The 21402-nt window shown below is 68.3% G+C and carries 21 protein-coding genes; 11 read left to right on the forward strand and 10 right to left on the reverse strand.

All coding sequences use genetic code 11. From position 1 onward, the window contains the following. Positions 1–5 precede the first annotated feature (5 nt). Complete coding sequence (locus tag OLX02_RS14285; protein ID WP_264423885.1) at positions 6–1211, reverse strand: hydrolase; 1206 nt, start codon at positions 1209–1211, stop codon at positions 6–8. A 186-nt stretch (positions 1212–1397) separates the two neighbouring features. Between OLX02_RS14285 and OLX02_RS14290 the strand changes: the two genes are divergently transcribed. Beyond that, on the forward strand, positions 1398–3524 hold the full coding sequence (locus OLX02_RS14290) for a malate synthase G (RefSeq protein WP_264423887.1): 2127 nt from the start codon (positions 1398–1400) through the stop codon (positions 3522–3524). Positions 3525–3591: 67 nt separating this feature from the next. On the opposite strand, the gene rsmA is transcribed toward OLX02_RS14290, so the two are convergent. From rsmA to OLX02_RS14310, 4 genes are all read right to left on the reverse strand, one after another. Beyond that, complete coding sequence (gene rsmA / locus OLX02_RS14295; protein ID WP_264423889.1) at positions 3592–4461, reverse strand: 16S rRNA (adenine(1518)-N(6)/adenine(1519)-N(6))-dimethyltransferase RsmA; 870 nt, start codon at positions 4459–4461, stop codon at positions 3592–3594. Then, complete coding sequence (gene pdxA / locus OLX02_RS14300) at positions 4458–5471, reverse strand: 4-hydroxythreonine-4-phosphate dehydrogenase PdxA (protein ID WP_264423890.1); 1014 nt, start codon at positions 5469–5471, stop codon at positions 4458–4460. Before pdxA ends, rsmA begins: the two co-directional genes overlap by 4 nt. Positions 5472–5517: 46 nt before the next feature. Then, positions 5518–6936: a peptidylprolyl isomerase gene (locus OLX02_RS14305; protein WP_264423892.1), complete on the reverse strand. Its 1419-nt coding sequence runs from the start codon at positions 6934–6936 to the stop codon at positions 5518–5520. Positions 6937–7126: 190 nt separating this feature from the next. Further along, entirely contained in the window at positions 7127–9430 is a 2304-nt protein-coding gene (locus OLX02_RS14310; RefSeq protein WP_264423894.1) for an LPS-assembly protein LptD, read from the reverse strand. A 114-nt stretch (positions 9431–9544) separates the two neighbouring features. Here OLX02_RS14310 and OLX02_RS14315 point away from each other — a divergent pair, with 114 nt between their 5' ends. The 5 genes from OLX02_RS14315 to OLX02_RS14335 all read left to right on the forward strand — a co-directional run bounded on the left by OLX02_RS14315 (position 9545) and on the right by OLX02_RS14335 (position 12496). Continuing rightward, complete coding sequence (locus tag OLX02_RS14315) at positions 9545–11002, forward strand: leucyl aminopeptidase (protein WP_264423896.1); 1458 nt, start codon at positions 9545–9547, stop codon at positions 11000–11002. 10 nt (positions 11003–11012) lie between these two features. Next, complete coding sequence (locus OLX02_RS14320; protein ID WP_264423897.1) at positions 11013–11168, forward strand: DUF2256 domain-containing protein; 156 nt, start codon at positions 11013–11015, stop codon at positions 11166–11168. Continuing rightward, positions 11168–11611 carry a DNA polymerase III subunit chi gene (locus OLX02_RS14325; protein ID WP_264423899.1) on the forward strand — a complete coding sequence of 148 codons (444 nt, stop codon included), beginning with the start codon at positions 11168–11170 and terminating at the stop codon, positions 11609–11611. The genes OLX02_RS14320 and OLX02_RS14325 overlap by 1 nt, the downstream gene beginning before the upstream one ends. A 91-nt stretch (positions 11612–11702) precedes the next feature. Beyond that, the gene (gene ndk, locus OLX02_RS14330) at positions 11703–12125 is read left to right on the forward strand and encodes a nucleoside-diphosphate kinase (protein WP_264423901.1); all 423 of its coding nucleotides are present in this window, start codon (positions 11703–11705) and stop codon (positions 12123–12125) included. A 128-nt stretch (positions 12126–12253) separates the two neighbouring features. Further along, positions 12254–12496 carry a hypothetical protein gene (locus tag OLX02_RS14335; protein ID WP_264423903.1) on the forward strand — a complete coding sequence of 81 codons (243 nt, stop codon included), beginning with the start codon at positions 12254–12256 and terminating at the stop codon, positions 12494–12496. Here OLX02_RS14335 and OLX02_RS14340 read toward each other — a convergent pair. Genes OLX02_RS14340 through purM form a run of 3 tightly spaced genes read right to left on the reverse strand, consistent with a single transcriptional unit; the run spans position 12445 to position 15690 of the window. Next, the gene (locus tag OLX02_RS14340) at positions 12445–13638 is read right to left on the reverse strand and encodes an MFS transporter (protein WP_264423905.1); all 1194 of its coding nucleotides are present in this window, start codon (positions 13636–13638) and stop codon (positions 12445–12447) included. The genes OLX02_RS14335 and OLX02_RS14340 overlap by 52 nt on opposite strands. Positions 13639–13649: 11 nt before the next feature. Continuing rightward, the gene (purN, locus tag OLX02_RS14345) at positions 13650–14591 is read right to left on the reverse strand and encodes a phosphoribosylglycinamide formyltransferase (RefSeq protein ID WP_264423906.1); all 942 of its coding nucleotides are present in this window, start codon (positions 14589–14591) and stop codon (positions 13650–13652) included. Beyond that, positions 14584–15690 carry a phosphoribosylformylglycinamidine cyclo-ligase gene (purM, locus tag OLX02_RS14350; protein ID WP_264423908.1) on the reverse strand — a complete coding sequence of 369 codons (1107 nt, stop codon included), beginning with the start codon at positions 15688–15690 and terminating at the stop codon, positions 14584–14586. The genes purN and purM overlap by 8 nt, the downstream gene beginning before the upstream one ends. A 107-nt stretch (positions 15691–15797) precedes the next feature. On the opposite strand from purM, the gene OLX02_RS14355 reads away from it, so the two are divergent. From OLX02_RS14355 to OLX02_RS14375, 5 genes are all read left to right on the forward strand, one after another. After that, positions 15798–17069, forward strand: a complete 1272-nt coding sequence (locus OLX02_RS14355) for a heavy-metal-associated domain-containing protein (protein ID WP_264423910.1) — start codon at positions 15798–15800, stop codon at positions 17067–17069. Positions 17070–17105: 36 nt separating this feature from the next. After that, positions 17106–17732 carry an HdaA/DnaA family protein gene (locus OLX02_RS14360; RefSeq protein ID WP_264423912.1) on the forward strand — a complete coding sequence of 209 codons (627 nt, stop codon included), beginning with the start codon at positions 17106–17108 and terminating at the stop codon, positions 17730–17732. 81 nt (positions 17733–17813) lie between these two features. Further along, positions 17814–18530 (forward strand): serine O-acetyltransferase EpsC, encoded by a 717-nt coding sequence (gene epsC / locus OLX02_RS14365; protein ID WP_264423914.1) that lies wholly within the window; start codon positions 17814–17816, stop codon positions 18528–18530. A 29-nt stretch (positions 18531–18559) separates the two neighbouring features. Continuing rightward, positions 18560–18904, forward strand: a complete 345-nt coding sequence (locus OLX02_RS14370) for a DUF2794 domain-containing protein (RefSeq protein ID WP_264423916.1) — start codon at positions 18560–18562, stop codon at positions 18902–18904. A gap of 107 nt (positions 18905–19011) precedes the next feature. Then, entirely contained in the window at positions 19012–19233 is a 222-nt protein-coding gene (locus tag OLX02_RS14375; RefSeq protein ID WP_264423918.1) for a hypothetical protein, read from the forward strand. Between the two features lie 12 nt (positions 19234–19245). On the opposite strand, the gene OLX02_RS14380 is transcribed toward OLX02_RS14375, so the two are convergent. Together OLX02_RS14380 and OLX02_RS14385 are read right to left on the reverse strand one after the other, a co-directional pair. Beyond that, positions 19246–20154 carry an SDR family NAD(P)-dependent oxidoreductase gene (locus tag OLX02_RS14380; RefSeq protein WP_264423920.1) on the reverse strand — a complete coding sequence of 303 codons (909 nt, stop codon included), beginning with the start codon at positions 20152–20154 and terminating at the stop codon, positions 19246–19248. A 69-nt stretch (positions 20155–20223) separates the two neighbouring features. Beyond that, complete coding sequence (locus OLX02_RS14385; protein WP_264423922.1) at positions 20224–21324, reverse strand: branched-chain amino acid aminotransferase; 1101 nt, start codon at positions 21322–21324, stop codon at positions 20224–20226. Between the last annotated feature and the right edge of the window lie 78 nt (positions 21325–21402).

Raw genomic sequence — 21402 nt, forward strand, 5'->3', positions numbered from 1 at the left:
ATGGTCTACTCCCCTCCCGAAAGTCGATGCAGCACCAGCGCCGAAAGCGCCGCGCGCTCCGCCAGCGAAGGCACGATCAGGTATTCCTGCGGCGAATGGATAGCCCCGCCGCGCACGCCCATCGTATCGACCACCGGCACGCCCAGCGCTGCGATGTTGTTGCCGTCGCAGACCCCGCCCGATGGCTGCCAGCCGATCTTCTGCCCCAGCGCGGCGCCGCAGGTTCGCACCAGCCCGAACAGCGCCTCGGCCTCCGGTGTCAGCGGCTTGGGCGGGCGGGTGATCCCGCCATGGAGGTGGACCTCCACTTCGTGCTCGGTTTCGATCTCGCGGATCAGGCCGTGGATCGCGCGTGAAAAGCGTTCGGCATCGGCCTCCTCGCGCGGGCGGATGTTGAAGCGCAGCACGGCATGATCGGGCACCACGTTGTTGGCGCTGCCGCCGTCGATCCGTGCCGGGTTGATCGAAAGTCCGGCCGTTTCCATGTGCTTCAGCCGCAGCGCGAGATCCGCCGCCGCGACCAGCGCGTTGCGCCCGTCCTGCGGATTGCGCCCCGCGTGCGCCGACCGCCCGGTGACGATGGCGGAGAAGTTGCCGCTGCCGCCACGCGCGCCGGCCAGTGTGCCGTCGGGCAGCGCGGACGGCTCGTAAGTGAGCGCCGCGACCTTGCCCTGCGCGAGACTGGCGATCAGCGCGGCGGAAGACAGGCTGCCCGTCTCCTCGTCGGAATTGATCATCACGTCGTATCCGACACCGGCCGCCGCCGGGCCGGCCTCGAACGCGGCGAGCGCGGAGAGGATCACCGCGATGCCGCCCTTCATGTCGGCCACGCCCGGTCCGTTCAGCGTTTCCCCGTCGAGCCAGGTCAGCGCCTGGAAGGCGTGGTCCGCCGGATAGACGGTGTCCATGTGGCCCGTCAGCAGGAACCGCCGTGCGGCGCCGGGCCGCACCGACAGCACCAGATGCGCGCCGTGTGCCAGCGCCGTGCGGGTTCCGTCGGCTGCCACGGCTTCCACCGGGGCGGCCTCGACCAGTCGCACCTCGCCGGGCAGCGCGGCAAAGGCATCGGCCAGCAGCCCCGCTTGCGCGGCCAGACCGGCAAGGTTGCGCGTGCCGGTGTTGATGGCGCACCAGCCTTCCACCTGCGCCAGCATTGCGCCGGCGCCTATCGGTTCCAGCAGGGCGCGTTCGGTGGGGGAAAGCTGTTGCATCCGTAACCGTCTAGCGCGGCTTGGGCACGGGGTGAAGCCCGTGCGACTTTCGGATGATTGCCATTCGCGCGCCGATGCGGCATAGGCTGGGGCATCCTCCCCAGGATCTTCGATTCCATGCGATACCCAGGCTGCGGCTTCGGGTATCGTGCGTCTGTTACCGAAGCGAATGGGAAGTTGAGATCCATGAACGAACGCGTCACGCTGAGCGGCCTCCACGTCGATCGCCTGCTTGCGGAATTCGTCGATAACCGCGTGCTCGCCCCGCTGGGCCTTGAAGCTGCGGCTTTCTGGCAGGGCTTTTCCGCGCTGTGCGACCGCTTCGTGCCGGTAAACCGCGCGCTGCTGGCCAGGCGCGATGCGCTTCAGGCGCTGATCGATTCCTGGCACCGCGAGCGCAAGGGCAAGCCCATCGACGGCGACGAATACCGCGCCTTCCTCACCGAGATCGGCTATCTGGTGCCCGAGCCGGAGGACTTCCTGATCGGCACGCAGAACGTCGACCGCGAGATCGCGGGCATGGCGGGGCCGCAGCTGGTCGTCCCCGTGCTCAACGACCGTTTCGTCCTCAACGCCGCCAACGCGCGCTGGGGCAGCCTCTATGACGCATGGTACGGCACCGACGCGCTCGACGCCGCGCCCGCAAAGCCGGGCGGCTACGACGCGGAACGCGGCGCCGCCGTGATCAAGGCGGGCCGCGCCTTCCTCGACCTCACGCTGCCGCTGGGCGGTGCCAGCTGGTCCGACTGGGACGGCGAGGGCCTGCCCGCGCTGGTCGATCCCTCGCAGTTCGTCGCGCGCAAGGATGGCGGCCTGCTTTTCTGCAACAACGGCCTGCACATCGAGATCGTGATCGACCGCACGCACAACGTGGGCAAGAGCGACAAGGCCGGCATTGCCGACATCGTGCTCGAAGCGGCGTTGACGGCCATCGTCGATCTGGAAGATTCGGTTGCCGCGGTCGATGCCGAGGACAAGCTTGCCGCCTACACCAACTGGCTGGGCCTGATGCGCGGCGATCTGGAAGCCAGCTTCCAGAAGGGCGGCCGCACCATGACCCGCGCGCTCGACGGCGACCGGGAATGGACCCGCGACGATGGCAGTGCGCTCACGCTGCCGGGCCGCAGCCTGCTGTTCGTGCGCAACGTCGGCCACCTGATGACCAACCCGGCGATCCTGCTCGCCGATGGCTCTGAAATCCCCGAAGGCGTGATGGACGCGGTCATCACCTCGGCGGCGGCGATGCACGACATCACGGGGCTGGGCCGCCATCGCAACAGCCGCACGGGCAGCATCTACATCGTCAAGCCGAAGATGCACGGGCCGGAGGAAGCCGGCTTCACCAACGACCTGTTCAATGCGGTGGAAGACCTGCTCGGGCTGGACCGCCACACGATCAAGGTCGGCGTGATGGACGAGGAGCGCCGCACCAGCGCGAACCTCGCCGCCTGCATCGAGCAGGTGCGCGACCGCATCGTGTTCATCAACACCGGCTTCCTCGACCGGACCGGCGATGAAATCCACACCTCGATGCAGGCGGGCGCGATGATCCGCAAGGGCGCGATGAAGGCCTCCGGCTGGATCGCCGCCTATGAAAAGCGCAACGTGTGCATCGGCCTCGCGCATGGCCTGTCGGGCAAGGCGCAGATCGGCAAGGGCATGTGGGCCGCGCCGGACATGATGCACGACATGATGGTGCAGAAGATCGGCCATCCGAAGACCGGCGCCAACACCGCATGGGTGCCGTCGCCCACCGCCGCGACGCTCCACGCCATGCACTATCACCAGGTCGACGTGTTCGACGTCCAGCGCGATGTCGCGCAGGAAAAGACTCCGGGCCTCGACGCCTTGCTGGCGATCCCGCTGGCCGAAGGCACCAACTGGTCCGAAGCAGAAGTGCAGGAAGAACTCGACAACAACGCGCAGGGGCTGCTCGGCTATGTCGTGCGCTGGATCGATCAGGGCGTCGGCTGCTCCAAGGTGCCGGACATCAACGATGTCGGCCTGATGGAAGACCGTGCCACGCTGCGCATCTCCAGCCAGCACATGGCCAACTGGCTGCTCCACGGCATCGCCAGCGAGGCGCAGGTGCTGGATTCGCTCAAGCGCATGGCGGCCAAGGTCGATGCCCAGAACGCGGACGACGCGCTCTATGAGCCGATGGCCGGCAACTGGGATACCAGCTTCGCCTTCCGCGCGGCCTGCGACCTGGTGTTCAAGGGCGTGGACCAGCCCAATGGCTATACCGAACCGCTGCTGCACGCCTGGCGGCAGCAGAAGAAGGCGGCGATGAAGGTGGCAGAGCCGGCCTGACGATACACAGGGGGCGGGGCGAAAGCCTCGCCCCTGTATCGTGAGCGGCCTTACTCGGCCTACGCCCCTACTTCGTCAGCGTCCGGGCAATCGCCACGAACTCCGCGACGTCCAGTGTCTCGGCACGGCGCTGTGCGTCGATGCCCAGCACTTCCAGTGCGTCCAGCGCGCCGGGCAGGCCCTTCAGCGACTGGCGCAGCATCTTGCGCCGCTGGCCGAACGCGGCCTCGGTCACGCGCTCCAGCATCCGCGCCGAAACGCCTTCGGGCATGGCTGCCGGCTCGACGTGGACGATCGCCGACATGACCTTGGGCGGCGGGGTGAAGGCGCTGCGATGCACTTTCATCGCGATGCGCGGGGTGGCGCGCCACTGCGCCAGCACCGCCAGCCGGCCATAGGCGTCGGATCCGGGCCGGGCGATGATCCGCTCGGCCACTTCCAGCTGGAACATCAGCGTCAGCGAGCGCCACTGCGGCGGCCATGCCTGACCGGAAAGCCAGCCGGTGAACAGCATCGTGCCCACGTTGTAGGGCAGGTTGGCGGCGACGTGCCACGGCGCGTCGAACAGCGTGGCGGGGTCGATCTTGGTCGCATCGCCCTCGATCACGCGCAGCTGGCCGGGGAAGGCCTCCGCCAGTTCGGCCAGCGCGGGCAGGCAGCGCCTGTCCATTTCGATCGCGGTCACGTTGGCGCCGGCGCGCAGCAGCGCCCGGGTCAGGCCGCCGGGACCGGGGCCGACTTCCAGCACGTTCTGTCCCCGCAGCTTGCCGGGCACAGCCGCGATCCGGCCGAGCAGCTGCTCGTCGAACAGGAAGTTCTGGCCCAGCGCCTTGGTCGCGATCAGCCCGTGGCGATTGACCACCTCGCGCAGCGGCGGAAGGTCGGGATTGGGAAGCGCGGTCGGAAGACTGGCGGAAAGGTCGGGCTGATCGGTCATGCGTGCCTCCGGCGTGCGCATTCGCCTGCCATGCGGATAGCGGCGACCGTGGCGCCGGGACGGGCGGTGGCGGTGCCGGCAATGGCGAAAGCGGTGCCGTGATCGGGCGATGTCCGCACGATCGGCAAGCCGAGCGTGACGTTGACGCCCTCGTCGAAATCGAGCGCCTTGATCGGGATCAGCGCCTGATCGTGGTACATGCAGATCGCCACGTCATACGTTTCGCGAGCGGCGGCATGGAACATGGTGTCGGCCGGCAAGGGCCCGCGCGCGTCGATGCCCTGCGCCTGCAAGGCGGCGACCGCGGGGGCGATCACGGCGGCATCCTCGTGCCCCATGCGCCCGTCTTCGCCGGCGTGCGGGTTCAGCCCGGCCACCGCAAGGCGCGGCCGGGCGATGCCGTAGTCGCGGCGTAGCGCGGCGGCGGCGATGGTCGAGCGGCGGGTGATCAGATCGGTGGTCAGCAGGCCCGGCACCGAATGCAGCGCGACGTGGACGGTGATCGGCACCACCCGCAGCGACGGCCCGGCCAGCATCATCACCGCGTCCTCGGCCGAAACGCCGCAGGCTTCGGCGACGAACTCGGTCTGGCCGGGATGGGTGAAGCCCACGCGGGCCAGTCGGCTCTTGGCGATCGGTCCCGTCACCAGTGCGCCGGCCATGCCTTCGCGCACCAGCCTTGTCGCGGTCGCCAGCGCATCGAGCGCGAGCTGCGCGCCGGCATCGTCGGGCGCGCCGGGGGTATAGTCCGTTTCCCCCAGATCGAGCACCGGCAAGGCACCGTCGAACACGGCGGCAGCCTCGTCCGGGGAGGTGATGGCCCTGACCTTCATATGCAGGTCCCGGCGCCGCGCCGCCTTTTCCAGCACGCGCTTGCTGCCCACGGCGAAGAACGGCGGCAGCGCGGCGGTGGCGCTGAGCGCCCAGGCGGCACAGATCAGCTCGGGGCCAACGCCGGCGGGATCGCCGATGCTGATGGCCAGCGGGTGCAGGGCAGACGGGTTGGTCATGCCCTGCGGCCTAGCCGGGTTCGGTCCGGGCGGAAAGCCCGCCGGATCAGTCGTATTCGATCACCGCGTCGCGGCGCAGGTCGCGCAGGTAGGTCTGCGCGCGCTTGTTCACGCGGTCGTCCTCCATCTGCGACTGCAGTTGCTCGAAGTTGGGGCCGGACGCTTCCTTCGCATCGTCGCGCCCGCACAGCAGCAGCACGCGCACGCCGTCGTCGATCGAGCCGAAAGGCGGGGTCGATTCGCCGACGGAAAGCTTGAGCAGCATTTCCTGCAACGCGGCGGGCAGGTCGCGCGCCTTGATCTGGTCGTTGGCGACGATGCTGGCGCCCAGCTTGCTCGCGGCGGCTTCCGCCTCGCCGCAGCCGTGGACGGCCTTGACCGCGGCGGCAAAGTTCGCGGCCTTGGCGGTCGCGTCCTTCTCGCTGGTGCCCTTGGGGAAGCTGATCGAGATCTGCTTGAGGCTGAGCAGCGCATCGCGCGGATCGGCGGTCAGCACCTGGCGCTTGTCGATCATGTAGAGGATCGAATAGCCGCCGCTGACCGGAACCGGCCCGACGAGCTGGCCCGGGTTCATCTGCCCGGCCACGGTGCCGAGTTCGGCGGGAAGCTGCGCGAGCTTGATCCAGCCCAGATCGCCGCCAACCGCGGCGGTCGAGGCTTCGGAGAACTGGCGCGCATAGGCGACGAAGCTGCCGCCCTGCTTCAGCTGCTCGACGATCTTGGCGGCGTTGGCTTCCACCTGCGTGCGGTTTTCGTCGGTGGCCGAGAGGTAGATCTCGCCGATGCGATATTCCTCGGTGCCCTTCGCGGCCTTGAGCCGGTCCATCATTTCGCGGACTTCTTCGTCCGAGACGTTGATGAACGGCTGCACGTTGCGGCGCAGCAGGCGCTGCCAGGCCATTTCGCCCTTGATCTGGCGCTTGAGCGAAGCGCCGGACGAGCCGATCTGCGTCAGGAACTTGTCGAGCGCGGCGACGTCCTTGCCGAAGTTCTGCTGGGCCACGCGGGTGAAGGTTTCCATCACCTCTTCGTCGGACACGTCGATGTCCGCCGCCTTGGCTTCCTGGATCTGCAGCGTCTCGTCGATCAGGTTGCGCAGCACCTGCAGGCGCAGGCGTTCCTGCTCCTCGGGGTTCACCTTGCCGCCGTTCGCATTGACGATCAGCGCCAGGCGCTGGTCGATGTCGGTGCCGGTGATGATCTCGCCGTTCACGACCGCGGTGGCGCGGCGCATGTTGGGATCGCTCTTGCCGAAGATCTTGAGGTTGGCCGGGATGTTGAGCTGACCGCTGGCATCGCTGGGCGCGGGCGGAGCCGCCGCCGGGGCGGGCGCTGCGCCGGGCGCGGCGGCCGCACCTTGCGCGTTCGCCGCCGTGGTCGCCAGCGGGGCGGACACGGTCGCCGCGAGGCCCAGCAGCAGGACGGAGCGGCCGAACGTGGAAAACAGGCGGGAACTACGCTTCATGGCAATCAGAACATCCTGTCGATGCGGGCGCCAGGAAGCACCCCTCGTTCCGCCGGGAAATCGGGGTTTCCGGCTTAACCAAAGCTGAGTGACGTGCCGATAGCCGGATTGCAACGGGCAGGAAAGCGAATCCGGGGAAAAGCAGCCGCGCAGGCGTTTCCCGGGGCTGCCACCCGGCTGGCGGGCCGCGTCACTTGGTGCCGAGGTTGCGCAGCGAGAGGCTCAGCTGGAAGGCATTGCCCTTGCTCGCGTCACCCGTGGTCACATAGTCGCGGCGCCAGGTGAACGACAGGTCGAGGCAATCGTCGGCATAGGCGATGCCAATGCGGTGGCGCAGCATCTGGAACCCGTCCGACGTGTTGGTGGGGTCCTCGTCCTTGTTGGTCAGGTTGATGACCGCCGAGGCGAAGGCCGACCAGTACTTGGCGAAGGCCACGCGGCCCGCGGCGCGCAGTTCCTCGCGGTCGCGCAGGTCCTCGAAGCTGGAGGCGATGTTCCGGTTCAGCTTGAGATAGCCGACTTCCAGATATGTGCGGTGGCTGCCGATGGTCGCGTCGAACTCGTTGCGGCGCAGCGCCAGCGTGTCCTTGTCGAGCCGGAAGCGGTGGGTCAGCTGCACCACGTCGCGAAAGCGGACGTCGGTCCGCCCCACGATATCGGACACACGCGTGGCAAGGCCGGTGCCGTCGGGCAGCAGGGTCTGGTCCTTGGACAGGCGATAGCTTTGCCCGATCGTGGTGGAAACGCGCCAGCCCGGCCGCGTCAGCTGCCAGTCGACGCCATATGTCACGCGCGCGCCATCCTCGATCCGGTCGTTGCCGGGGAAGCGGTTGAGCGCGAACAGGTTCGAATCTTCAAGATCGACCGAACGCGAATCCTCGTTGGGAATAGAGATGTTGCGGACGTGCGGCGTGGCCACGATCTGCACGCGCGGGGTCAGCACCTGCGTCCCGCCCAGCAGGCTGCCGATCAGCGGCCACTTCACGTCGACCGCCGCGGTGGCGACGCCGCGCGTCTGCCAGCCGGGATTGCCGCGATAGGCGGCGTTGGTGGTCAGCGCGTTCTCGTCGCTGTGATAGACATCGCCGCGCACCAGTCCGGTGAACGTCACTTCCTGGCCCATCCCGGTGATGGTGCGCAGGTCCCATTGCGCGCGGGCAAATGCGCGCTGCGTGTCCTGCCCGCTGGTGCGGGTGATGGCCAGGCTGTTGGCCTCGATCTCGAACTTGCCCAGCGGTGCGTCGATCCGCCGGCGATATTCCAGGCTGGGCAGCGCCACCGGCACCTGGCCCTGCGTGTCGCCCACGCGCAGCGTCTGGATCGCCCAGCCTGCCAGGCTGAAGTAGCTGTCGTCGTCGATCCGTTCCAGATTGACCGAGGAGCGCAGCCGGTCGTCGCGGCTGATGTCGTAGCGGCGCAGGAAGGTGCGGTCGCTGGCGTAGCGGCCATAGGCCGTCACGCTCCACTTGTCGCTCAGCTGGAAGCGGCCGTTCGCCTCGAAATAGCCGCGGAAACGGTTGGCCGAGGTGTCCGTCAGCGTGGTCGTCCCGCTGCCGACGAGAATGCGCGAGCTTCGCGTCAGGTAGCCGGTGATCTGGTAGGCGCCGAGGTCGGTCAGCTGGCGATAGCGCGCCGAGACCATCGGCAACGCGCCGGTATAGACATAGCCGGTAAGCGCCAGGTCCTTGTTGTCGGCGATGCGCCAGTACCAGGTGTCGGAAATTTCCACGCCGTTGGACGCGCCCAGCCGCAGGTCGGGGATCAGCAGGCCGGTTTCGGCGCGGAAATCGCTGGTGTGGCCAAGCCCCGGCAGGGGCAGCAACGGCACCCCGAACATATGGAGCGTGGCGCCCTCGTACTTCACGCGCTTGTCCGCCGCATCGTAGCTGACGCGCACGGCGGTGATTTCCCAGCTCGGCTTCTTGGGGCAGCCGTTCTCGTCCTCCACCGCGCAGCCCGAATAGGCGGCGTTGTGCAGCACGAGGTTGCCCTTCTCGTCGCGCTCGCCGCTCTGCGCTGCCAGCCTGCCGCCTTCGCGCAGCACCAGCAGCATGTCCTCGATCGCGCCGGCCTTCAGTTCGTCGGTCAGCTCGACCTTGTCGGTATAGAGCACGTTGCCGCTGTCATCGACGAAGCGGATATTGCCGTTGGCCTCGATCTGGCCGGACTTGCGGTTCCACGTCACTGTATCCGCGCGCACCGTCTGGTCCTCGCGCCGCAGCACCACGTTGCCGGCGGCGGTCACCGTGTCCGAATCGTTGGCATACTGCAGCCGGTCCGCCTCGAAGCGGATCTCCTCGGGCGCGGAGGGGGCCGGGGAGGGGGCCGGGGCGGAGGCCGGGACAGGCGCCGGCGCACCGGCAGGGGTGTCCTGCGCCAGCGCCTCACCGTGCGGCATCAGCGAAAGAACGGCAAGCGAAGCGCCCGCGGCCAAGCGGCGCAGGCGCAAGCATCGGGAAAAGGCTTGCGGCAGCGGCCGCGCGGCGGGTTGCATGAGCTTGCCTATCGCACCGGCGCGCCCTAACTGCAAACCAACAATTTGCGCCCCCTGCCGCAGCTTGCACCCCGGTGCGCCCGGCCGTGGTCGCTTTCCGACAGGAGCCGTGACATGACCGTTGAATTCCGCAAGGGCAGCGACAGCCGCCCCCGCCTCGTCGCCCGCATCGTTGCGGAAGGCGCGCTCCCGGCGGACATCGACGGCACCGCGCGCGAAGCCGCCGCCGTCTCGCGCTTCACCGGCAAGGCCGGTCAGGTGTTCGAATATTTCACCGGGGGCGAAGGCGGACTGGTGCGTCACGCGCTGGCGGGCAGCGGCGAACCCGGCGCTTCGGGCCGCCTTGCCGCGCTCGAACGCGCGGGCGGTGCGCTGACGGCCAAGTACATCACCTCGGGCGAGACGGCGCTCGGCATCGATTTTGCCGGCAGCGGCCTCACCGCCGATGAAGCCGTCGCGGTGCTCACCGGCGCGCGCCTGCGCGGCTGGCGCCACGATGTCTATCGCACCAAGCTGGCCGACGATCACAAGCCGAGCCTTGCCGCCATTGCCGCGATCGACGCGCCGGACGGCACCGAGGCCGCATGGGAAATCGAAAGTGCGGTGGCCGAAGGCGTCGAATTCACGCGCGAACTGGTGACCGAGCCGGCGAACGTGATCTACCCCGAAAGCTTCGTCGAACGCTGCCGCGCTCGCCTCGAAGGCACGGGCGTGGAGATCGTCGTGCTCGGCAAGGCGGAAATGACCGCGCTCGGCATGGGGGCGCTGCTCGGCGTGTCGCAAGGTTCGGTGCGCGAGCCGCGCATTCTCGCCATGCGCTGGAAGGGCAAGGCCGGCACCAGGCCGACCGCCTTCGTGGGCAAGGGCGTGACGTTCGACACCGGCGGCATCTCGATCAAGCCGGCCGCGGGCATGGAAGACATGAAGTGGGACATGGGCGGCGCCGCTGCGGTTGCGGGCACCATGCTCGCGCTGGCGAAGCGCAAGGCGCAGGCCGACGTGATCGGCGTGTGCGGCCTTGTCGAGAACATGCCCGATGGCGGCGCGCAGCGTCCGGGTGACGTCGTTACCTCGATGTCGGGCCAGACGATCGAAGTCATCAACACCGATGCCGAAGGCCGGCTTGTGCTGTGCGACGCGCTGACCTGGGTGCAGAAGGAATATGCCCCCGCCACCATCGTCGACCTCGCCACGCTGACCGGCGCGATCATCATCTCGCTGGGCCACGAACATGCCGGCATGTTCTCCAACGACGATCTGCTCGCCAGCCAACTCGATGCGGCGGGCAAGGCCAGCGGCGACAAGCTGTGGCGTTTCCCGATCGGTCCTGCCTATGACAAGCTGATCGACAGCCCGATCGCCGACATGAAGAACGTCGGCCCGCGCTATGGCGGTTCGATCACCGCCGCGCAGTTCCTCCAGCGCTATATCGACAAGGGCGTGGCCTGGGCGCATCTCGACATCGCGGGCACTGTCTGGATCGACAAGCCTGGCGCCACGCATGCCAAGGGTGCGACCGGCTTCGGCGTGCGCCTGCTCGACCGCTACGTCCGCGACGTGCTGGAAGCGTAAGGCTCTCCCAATGCCGAAAATGCGGCGCAAGTCTGATCTCCCGACAAAGACTTGCGCCGCCTGCGGCCTGCCGTTCACGTGGCGCAAGAAGTGGGAGCGCGACTGGGACAACGTGAAGTTCTGTTCCGACCGCTGCCGCAGCGGGAAGGGGAAGGTCAGCGCCTGATGCGCGTCGATTTCTATCAGCTGACCCGCGATCCAGCCGAACTGGTGCTGCCGCTGATTGCGCGCGCGACGCTGGGTGCGGGCGCGCGACTGCTGGTCGTCTCGCACGACGATGCCCAGCTCGCCCGGATCGACGAGGCGCTGTGGACCCGCCTGCCCGACACTTTCCTCGCGCATGGCCGCGCAGGCGGGGGGCACGATGCGCGCCAGCCGATCCTGCTGTCGGACCAGCCACAAGCCGCCAACGGCGCGACTTATCTCGCCTGCGCCGATGGCGTGTTTCGCGACATGGACGGCATGGAGCGCGCCTTCCTGCTGTTCCCGCCGGCACAGGTCGATGATGCGCGCGCCACATGGAAAGCGCTGCGCGGCCGCGAAGGCGCGGACCTGCGCTATTGGCGGCAGGGCGAGCGTGGCTGGGAAGAGGTCAAGCCGAAGGGCTGAGCCGCGCGGAGATCCGCGCAACCTTGCAGTGCAGCACAATCCCCGCTAGGGGCGCGCGCAACAAATCTCCCAAAACACCGAGGAACATCTCATGGCGGTTACCCGCACCTTTTCGATCATCAAGCCCGACGCCACGCGCCGCAACCTGACCGGCGCCGTCACCAAGATGCTTGAAGAAGCGGGCCTGCGCGTCGTTGCTTCGAAGCGCATCCACATGACCCGCGAGCAGGCCGAAGGCTTCTACGCGGTCCACAAGGAACGCCCCTTCTTCGGCGAACTGGTTGAATTCATGATCTCGGGCCCGGTCGTCGTGCAGGTGCTCGAAGGCGAGAACGCCATGCAGCGCAACCGCGACATCATGGGCGCCACCAACCCCGCCAATGCCGAGCCGGGCACGATCCGCAAGGAACTGGCCGAATCGATCGAAGCCAACACCGTTCACGGTTCGGACAGCGATGAGAACGCCGCGATCGAGATCGCCTACTTCTTCAAGCCCGAAGAAATCGTCGGCTGATCCCGCAAGGATCGCCGAATGCGAAAGGGCCGGGGGGAATCCTCCGGCCCTTTTCGTTTTGGCAACCCGGCGATCCCCTTGTCCCGCGCGGACAAGCGGCTATCTCCTCCCGAAACGGGAGAGAATGAATGCAAGGCATGGGACAGGGCGATTGCCCGTTCGAGTTCAACTTCGATGCCGCCACTTTCAAGGTGGGCGATGTGGTCAGCTACCGGATCGGCGGCGGCAGTTTCGATGGAATGCCGTTCGTGGGCACTTTGCTGGAAGTCCACGTGGACCACGTCGTGATCGCGGGCGATCCCAGCGACCCGGAGGTGCGCTATCGCGGCACGCGGGAAAGCCGGCCGGTGGTTGATTCCTCGGAAATCTGATCGCCACCGCGATACCATCGCCGCAGCAGCGCGGCGATGGTCGCCACTGCCACCAGCCCGGTCAGGATCGGCACGGCGAATCCGGCTCCGGCATGGAGCGCGGCGGCAGCGGCGAGGCATGCGGCCGAACAGCCCAGGTCCCATCCGCCTTCGGTCACCATATTGAAGCGCAGCGTGCAGTTGGAATGGCGCGCCATGGCATAGAGAGGCGCGAGCATCGCGGTCGCGGTCATCGGCATGACCAGCGCGCCCAGCGCCGTCGCCCCGATCGCCAGAGCCGCGGGGCTGCCTGCGGCGACGACCCCTGCCTTGACCGCGATGGCCAGTGCCGCCGCGCCATAGGCGAGCGCCACCGAGCGCAGCGGGTGGCCGCCGTCGATCAGCCGTCCGATGACAAGGCTGCCCGCTGCTGCGGCAAGGCCGGCCAGCGCCAGCGCACCGCCGAACGCCTCGAACCGCTCGCCCAGCGCGGCGAACAGGGCAAGGTTCCAGATGACCACCGCGCAGCCTGTGCCGAATCCCTCGGCGAAATAGAGCCGCCGGGCGAAGCGGGTCAGCGCGCGGTCGAGAACGACACCCTCGGCCACGCGCGGGTTGGGCGCGCGCAGCAGCGGCAGCGCACCCATCGCCTGGATCCAGGCGATGGCGGCAAAGCCGGTCAGGGCGCCGGCGCGCGCGAGCAGGAAGCCGCCCACCACCGGCGCGGCGATGCCGACCACGGCGGTCGTCGCCTGCTGGATCGATACCTGCCGCCCGCCGGTCGCGCTATCACCCAGCGCCGAGGCGAAGGCATGCCAGCCGGTCCAGTAAAGCACGCTGCCAAAGCCCGTGACGATCACGAACAGCGCCAGCATCGGGCCCACGTCGGTGACGAAAGGCAGCATCAGGAAGCCGGCCGCGCGCACCGCGATGCCCGCCAGCACCACCGCTTTCAGCCCTTGCCGGCGCGCCAGCGGCAGCACCGCGCCGCGCATGGCGAAGCGCGACAGCAGGATCGCGGCGAAGCTCGCCAGCGCGGCAGGATAGGACAGGCCCCGGCTGGCGAGGAAGCCGACGATGAAAATGCCGCCGCTCGCCTCGACGAACGCCTGCACCGCCGCGTGGGCATAGACGCGGCGCATGGCATTGACGGCGAACGGCATGGGCCTGGCCTCTAGAATTCCATCATCGCGGCAAACCTGCGCGGCGCCACCGCGGTCCAGCTGCGCTGGAGCCATTCGGCGATGTCGTCCCATTCGGTCTCGCCATGATCGAGCCGGATCGCGATCCAGCCATCGCCGAAATGGGCCGGCCGGAAGAACCGGGTCGAATCGCTTTCGATCAGCTGTTCCTGCTCGTCGAGCCCGCTGATCTTGACCAGCAGCGAGACGCGCCCGTCGCCATGGTGATCGCTGGAGACATAGGCAAACTTCTTGCCCTTGATGATGCCGAAGCAGGCCATGCCGTGGCTGAGCGTCTCTTCCGCCTCGGGCAGCGCCATCGCGCGCGCGCGCACTTGCGCCGTCAGCCATTCCGGAGACGTGCCCTGCGCCGCCAGCGCGGCAAGGCACCGCGAATATAGCTGGTGCTCGGCGATCAGCACGCGCGCTGCCAGTGTATCCGCCGTGTCGCCCGGCTGGATCGCCACCGGCACCTGCCCTAGCACCGGGCCTTCGTCGAGATCGGCCGTCACCAGATGGACGGTGCACCCGCCATGCGAATCGCCCGCGTCGATCGCGCGCTGGTGGGTGTGCAGCCCGGTATACCTGGGCAGCAGCGAGGGATGGATGTTGACCATCCGCCCGTCCCACCGCGCCACGAACTCTTCCGACAGGATCCGCATATAGCCCGCCAGCGCGATGAAGCGCGCGCCGCTCGCCAGCACTTCGGCTTCCATCGCCGCGTCGTGCTCCTCGCGGCTCATCCCCTTGTGGGGCAGCGCGAACGTGCGGACGCCTTCCGCTTCGGCCAGCCGCAGCCCTGCCGCCTCGGGCTTGTTCGAGGCGACCAGCACGATCTCGTACGGGCAATCGGGCAGGCGGCTCGCATAGAGCAGCGCCGCCATGTTGGTGCCGCTGCCCGAAATCAGGACGGCGACTTTCGCCCGTTCAGCCAAGATGCACCGCTTCCCACGGTTCGCGTGCGGACCAGGCCTCGGCGCCGCCGAACACGGTGCAGCCCTTCTCGCCCGCCACGATCTCGCCGATGCGGAACACGGTCTCGCCGGCGTGGCCAAGGTCGCGGGCCAGTTGGTCCGCCTCGTCCGCTGCCACCGCCAGCACCATGCCGATGCCGCAGTTGAACGTGCGCGCCATTTCCTTCGGCTCGATGTTGCCCTGCGCCTGGAGGAACGCCATCAGGCGCGACTGCTCCCAGCTGTCGGCATCGATCCGGGCGTGAAGGCCCTTGGGCAGCACGCGAGGCACGTTCTCGAGCAGTCCGCCGCCGGTGATGTGCGCCAGCGCATGGATGCGGCCGGCGCGAATGAACGGCAGCAGGCTCTTCACGTAGATTCGCGTCGGCTCGATCAGGTATTCGATCAGCAGGCGCTCGTTGTCGAACAGCGCCGGCCGGTCGAGCTTCCAGCCCTTGTCCGCGGCAAGTCGGCGGACCAGCGAATAGCCGTTCGAGTGGACGCCCGAGGAGGCGAGGCCGAGCAGCACGTCGCCTGCGGCCACCTTGTCGCCGGTCAGCTGCTCGCCGCGTTCCACCGCGCCCACGCAGAAGCCGGCAAGGTCATAGTCGCCATCGGCGTACATTCCCGGCATTTCCGCGGTTTCGCCGCCGATCAGGGCGCAGCCGGCTAGCTTGCAGCCATCGGCGATGCCCGCGACCACGCGCTCGGCCACGCCGTTGTCGAGCCTGCCCGTCGCGAAGTAGTCGAGGAAGAACAGCGGTTCCGCGCCCTGCACGATCAGGTCGTTCACGCACATGGCGACAAGGTCGATGCCGATGGCATCATGCCGGTCGTGATCGATCGCGAGCTTCACCTTGGTGCCCACGCCGTCGTTCCCGGCCACCAGCAACGGGTCCTTGTAGCCCGCCGCCTTCAGGTCGAAGAACCCGCCGAATCCGCCCAGCTCGGCGTCGGCACCGGGCCGCGCGGTCGATTTCGCGAGCGGCCCGATGGCCTTCACCAGCGCGTTGCCGGCGGCGATGTTTACCCCTGCCTGTTCGTAGGAATAGGACTGCTGCTTGTTGTCGTCGGAAGCCATGGCCAGCCGCCTAGCGCTTTCCTGCTTGGATTTCCACTTGCCTTTGGGCAAAAGCGCCGGGTCCAGAGCCGCCTTTCCACACGTGCGGCCATCCTTGCGGAGTTCCCTTGGCCGTCCTGCGCCTTCCGAATCGACTGAAGCTGAATCGCAAGGCCCTGCTCGCCCTTGGCGGCACGCTGGCGCTCGGGCTGGCTGGAGCGGCGCTTTACGCGCAGATCGAGGGGGATCGCGGCATTCCGCCGATCGCCAGCAACGGCGATTTCGAGGTGTCGGGGATCGAGGTGAATGCCTCGGGCGAAAACGCCGAAGCGGCCCGCGCGGCCGGGTGGAAGGACGCCCAGCGCAAGGCCTGGGAAAAGCTCTGGGCGTCGAATGGCCTTGGCGGCGGCACCGCCCCGGCGCTCGATGCCGCAACGCTCGATGGCATGGTGTCGGCCATCGTGGTCGAAAACGAACAGGTCGGCCCGCACCGCTACATCGCCACGCTGGGCGTGATCTTCGACCGCGCGCGCACCAGCGGCTACTTGGGAATGCAGGGCCAGATCGTGCATTCCGCGCCGCTGCTGATCATTCCAGTGCTCTATCAGGGCGGCGTCGCCTCGGTCTATGAAACACGCACGCCCTGGCAAAAGGCCTGGGCCGAATTCCGAACCGGCGAATCGGTGATCGATTATGTCCGGCCCAACGGATCGGGTGCCGATTCGCTGCTGCTCACCGAAGGCCAGCTTTCGCGCCGCAGCCGCAACTGGTGGCGCCTGATTCTCGACGAATTCGGTGCGGCCGATGTCATCATGCCGATTGCGCGGCTGGAACGGCAATGGCCGGGCGGCCCGGTGCGCGGCAGCTTCACCGCGCGCTTTGGCCCGGACAACCGCTTCCTCGGCTCGTTCGAGATGACCGCCCAGAGCGAGGACAAGCTCCCCGGGATGCTCGCGCAGGCGGTCAAGCGGCTCGACGGACTTTACGGACAGGCGCTCGCTGCCGGCCGGCTGACGCCCGATGCCACGCTCAACATGCAGCCCGTAATCGATCCCAAGCTGATCGAGGAAGCGCTGGCGAAGATGGGGCCGGCCGCCGCCGCGCCTGCTGCCGGCGCTGCCCCCGCGGGCGCGCCCGCCGCCGCCGCCACCGCCGCGGCGCCGGTCACCAGCGTGACCATCCAGTTTTCCACGCCCGATGCGGCGGCGGTCGATGCCGGCCTGTCCGGCGTGCGCGCCGTGGCCGGGGTGCAGGGCGCCGCGACCAGTTCCATCGCCATCGGCGGCACCTCGGTCATGCGGGTGACCTACGCCGGCGATCTCGACGCGCTTGCCGCGGCCCTGCGTGCGCAGGGCTGGAAGGTCACGCAAGGGGCCGGGGCGCTCAGCATCCGCAAGTAGGCGGATCCTGGTCCGTTCCCACGCCTTGTTCCGGCCATGACGCAGTTCGCGCTTCCCCTCGTCACCGCGACGAGCGCCGAGACGATCGTTTCGGGGCCGTCGCTGGGACCGGTGCTGGCCGCGCTGGCCGCGTCCGAGGACTGGCCTTTCCGCACCGCGATTCTCGCCGGGCCGTCGCGTTCGGGCAAGAGCCTGCTGGCGCGCTGGTTCGCGCAGGGCACGGGCGGCGATGCGATCGACGATGCCGACCGCCTGCCCGAGGACGTGCTGTTTCACCGTTGGAACCGCGCCCAGGCAGAAGGCCGCCCCCTGCTGCTGGTCAGCAGCAGGTTGCCGGGGGCGTGGCACATCGCGCTGCCCGATCTCGCCTCGCGGCTCGGCGCGGCCCTGCTGATAGAGATTGCCGCGCCCGACGACGAACTGCTGCGCGCGCTGATCGAGGATCATGCTGCCCGGCGCGGCCTGGTGTTGGGGGAGGGCGTGCTCGCATGGCTCCTGCCCCGGATCGAGCGCAGCCATGCCGCGGCGGAAGCGCTGGTCGAAACAATCGACCGCCTATCCCTTGAGCGCAAGGCGCCCGTCACCATATCGCTCGCACGCGACGCCCTGGCGGAGCGCGTTCATGGCCATGCCGATGGCCAGTGGCAGCCCCGATTGCTCTGATCGGGTGCTTTGGGGGCCTGGTTCAGGGCGGTTTGCGGCGCGCTTGCGTCCAACGATGAAAAGAGGGAGGATCACGGGGCCATGTTCAACAGCCTTGTCGCCTATCTGGACTCGATCCGTGCCCGCGATCCGGCACCGCGCTCGCGCTGGGAAATCCTGCTCTATCCGGGATTGTGGGCCGTGGGCCTGCACCGCGTTGCGCACTGGCTGTTCGAGGCGGAGCTTTATTTCCTTGCGCGCCTCGTCAATCACTTCTCGCGCTTCCTGACCGCGATCGACATTCACCCGGGCGCGAAGATCGGGCGCAACCTGTTCATCGACCACGGTTTCACCGTGATCGGCGAGACTGCGGAGATCGGCGACAACGTCACGATCTACCAGTGTGTCACGCTGGGCGGCACCAACCCGGCCAACGGCATCCCCGGCAAGCGGCACCCCACCTTGTGCGACAACGTGATTCTCGGCTCCGGCGCCCAAGTGCTCGGTCCGATCACGGTCGGCGCGCGCGCGCGTGTCGGCGCCAATGCAGTGGTCACCGACGACGTGCCCGAAGGCGCGACGATGATCGGGCTGAAGGCGCGTTCCACGCTGGTGCCGGTCGAAACCTGGCTCAAGGACTTCATCCCCTATGGCACGCCGTGCAAGGAGCCGTGCGAACCCGACGGCGGCTCCCGCGTGGATGAACTGGAATCCGAAGTCGCCGCGCTCAAGGCGCAGGTCGCGGCGCTGCTCGCGCGGGAAAACGGCACCACGCCCGAGCCTGAGCCGACGGCATCGCGGCGGAGGACGCGCAGCTGAGCGCGCCCGGTTCCGATCCTGCGGGTTTCGTGGCCGGAAATGTCGTTCCGCTGCACCCCGCCCGCATCCAGCCGCAGGTCGGTTTCGACCGCGCCGAACTGATGCGCATTCTCGATCTCTACGGCCGCATGGTCGCCGCCGGCATCTGGCGCGACTATGCCATGGGCTTCGACCGGGAGGCGGCCAGCTTCTCGGCTTTTCGCCGCACGGCGGAGCGTCCCACCGCACGGATCGAAAAGCGCCCGTCTTTGCGCGCACGGCAGGGGATGTGGACTCTGTTCGGAGAAGCGGGGCAGGTGCTCAAGCGTGGGCACGACCTCTCGGGCGTGCTGTCCCCGCTGGAGCGCAAGCTGCTCAAGGTCGTCGAGGACTGACCATTCGCCCGCATCGCTGCCTGCTCGCGCTATCGCTGGCGGTGCTGGGCGGCTGCTCGGCGAAACCGCCCGCCGCGCCCCGGCACCCGCGGGAGGAAGGCCAGCCCGTGCTGCGCGTGCTTTACCGCGATGCGGCGTCCACCATGCTGCTCACTCTGCCGCCCGGTCCGGGCGCCGCGCCGCCGCCGCCGTCGTGCGCGGCGCCGCTGCTCATCGATCCGGCAAGCGGGGCGGCAAGGCCGCTCACCGCCCAAGAAGTCACTGCGCGGCTCCGGACGATGCAACTGGCCGGCGCCGTCCATGGCACCTGCGCGCCTGTCGGGCGCTGAGCGCCCCGCGCCTCAGGCCTTCATCGCCTCGGCCAGCGCGGTCAGGATCACGCGGCTCTGGTCGCCGCCCGATTGCGGCACGAAGTCGCCCGAACGATCGGAAATGCGGTCCCACGCCGCAGCGAAGCCTTCCACGGTCTGCTCCTGCGGCGGCAGTACCACCGCCGGGTTCATCGTGATCCACGAACAATGGAACGCGCCGCCGCCGCCGCCCACGATCATGTTGGTCGGCGCATCTTCCGAAACCAGGAACAGCGCGGCGGGAACGACCTTGTCGGTGGAGAACGCGGCGAAGGCTTCTTCGGGGAAGATGTCCTCGGTCAGCCGCGTCGCCGCCACCGGGGCCAGCGTGTTGACCCGAATGTTGTACTTCGCGCCTTCCAGATAGAGCGTCTTGGTCAGCCCGGCGACGCCCAGCTTGGCCGAGCCATAGTTCGCCTGCCCGAAGTTGCCGAACAGCCCGGTGGACGAAGACGTCATCAGGATGCGGCCATAACCCTGCTCGCGCATGGTGTCCCACACCGCCTTGGTGGCGAAGGCCGATCCGGTCAGGTGCACCTTGACCAGCAGCTCGAAATCCGCCGGCTCCATCTTGGTGAAGCTCTTGTCGCGCAGGATGCCGGCGTTGTTGATCAGGATGTGGACCCCGCCCCACTTCTCGCGGGTCTTGGCGACCATCTCGACCATCTGCTCGTATTCGGTGACCGACCCGCCATTGGCCATGGCCTCGCCCCCGGCGGCGGTGATTTCCTCCACCACCTTGAGCGCGGCGTCGGAGTGTCCGGTGCCGTCGCGCGAGCCGCCCAGATCGTTGACCACCACCTTCGCGCCGCGCCGGGCGAGTTCGAGCGCATAGTCGCGGCCGAGGCCGCCACCGGCGCCGGTCACGATGGCGACGCGGCCCGCGAAGGATATGGTCATGTCGTTTCTCCGTGCCCGTCCGGCGCCGTCAGGCGGGGTCAGGTGCCTTTAGGTGCCTTTAGGTGTCGTTCAGGCGATGCGCTCGACCCAGCCGTGGGTGTCGGGCGCTTCGCCGCGCTGGATCGAGACGAGCTTCTGGCGCAGCTTCTGCGTCAGCTGGCCCGGACCGCCCGATCCGATCACGAATTCGCCGTCGCGGCTGGCCACCTTGCCCACCGGCGTCACCACCGCCGCGGTGCCGCAGGCGAAGGTTTCGATGAGCTTGCCCGATGCGGCGTCAGCCTTCCACTGGTCGAGGCTGTAACGCCCTTCGCGCACGGTCAGCCCTTCCTCGGCGGCCAGCTTCAGCAGGCTTTCGCGGGTGATGCCGGGCAGGATCGTGCCGGTCAGTTCCGGGGTCAGGATGGAGCCGTCGTCGAACACGAAGAACAGGTTCATGCCGCCCAGTTCCTCGACCCACTTGTGCTCGGCCGCATCAAGGAACAGCACCTGGTCGTGCCCCCGCTCGAACGCTTCGGCGGTGGGAACAAGGCTGGCGGCATAGTTGCCCCCGCACTTGGCCGCACCCGTGCCGCCGGGCGCGGCGCGGGTGTAGTCCGAAACCCAGATCGACACCGCCGGTGCGCCGGACTTGAAGTAGTTGCCCGCAGGGCTGGCGATGACGAGGAACTTGTACTGCTTCGACGGGCGCACGCCCAGGAACGCCTCCGACGCGAACATGAAGGGCCGCAGGTAGAGCGAGCCGCCCTCGACCGTGGGGAACCAGTCCTTGTCCGTCAGCACCTGCTGGCGCACGGCCTCGACGAAGACGTCCTCGGGCAGTTCGGGCATGGCGAGCCGGCGGGCGGAGGCGTTGAAACGCGCGGCGTTGGCTTCGGGCCGGAACAGCGCGATGCCGCCATCGGCAAGGCGGTAGGCCTTCAGTCCTTCGAAAATTTCCTGCGCATAGTGCAGCACCGCGGAGGCGGGATCGAGCGCGATCGGGCCATAGGGAATGATGCGAGCATCATGCCAGCCGCGCCCCTCGGTGTAGTCGATTTCGACCATGTGGTCGGTGAAGGCGCGGCCGAAGCCCGGGTCCGCCAACACTGCCGTCCGCGCATCCACGCCCAGCGGGGCGGGGTGAGGGTGGCGCGTGAAGGAAAGGCTGGGTTCGGCGGTCGTCGCCATGGGAAGAAATCCTTGCACTGGAGTCGGCATGAAGGCGCGTTCGGTGAACGATTGTTGCGCCAGACGCAAGGGGAATGT

Source organism: Novosphingobium sp. KCTC 2891 (genome assembly GCF_025938155.1).
GTDB lineage: Bacteria > Pseudomonadota > Alphaproteobacteria > Sphingomonadales > Sphingomonadaceae > Novosphingobium.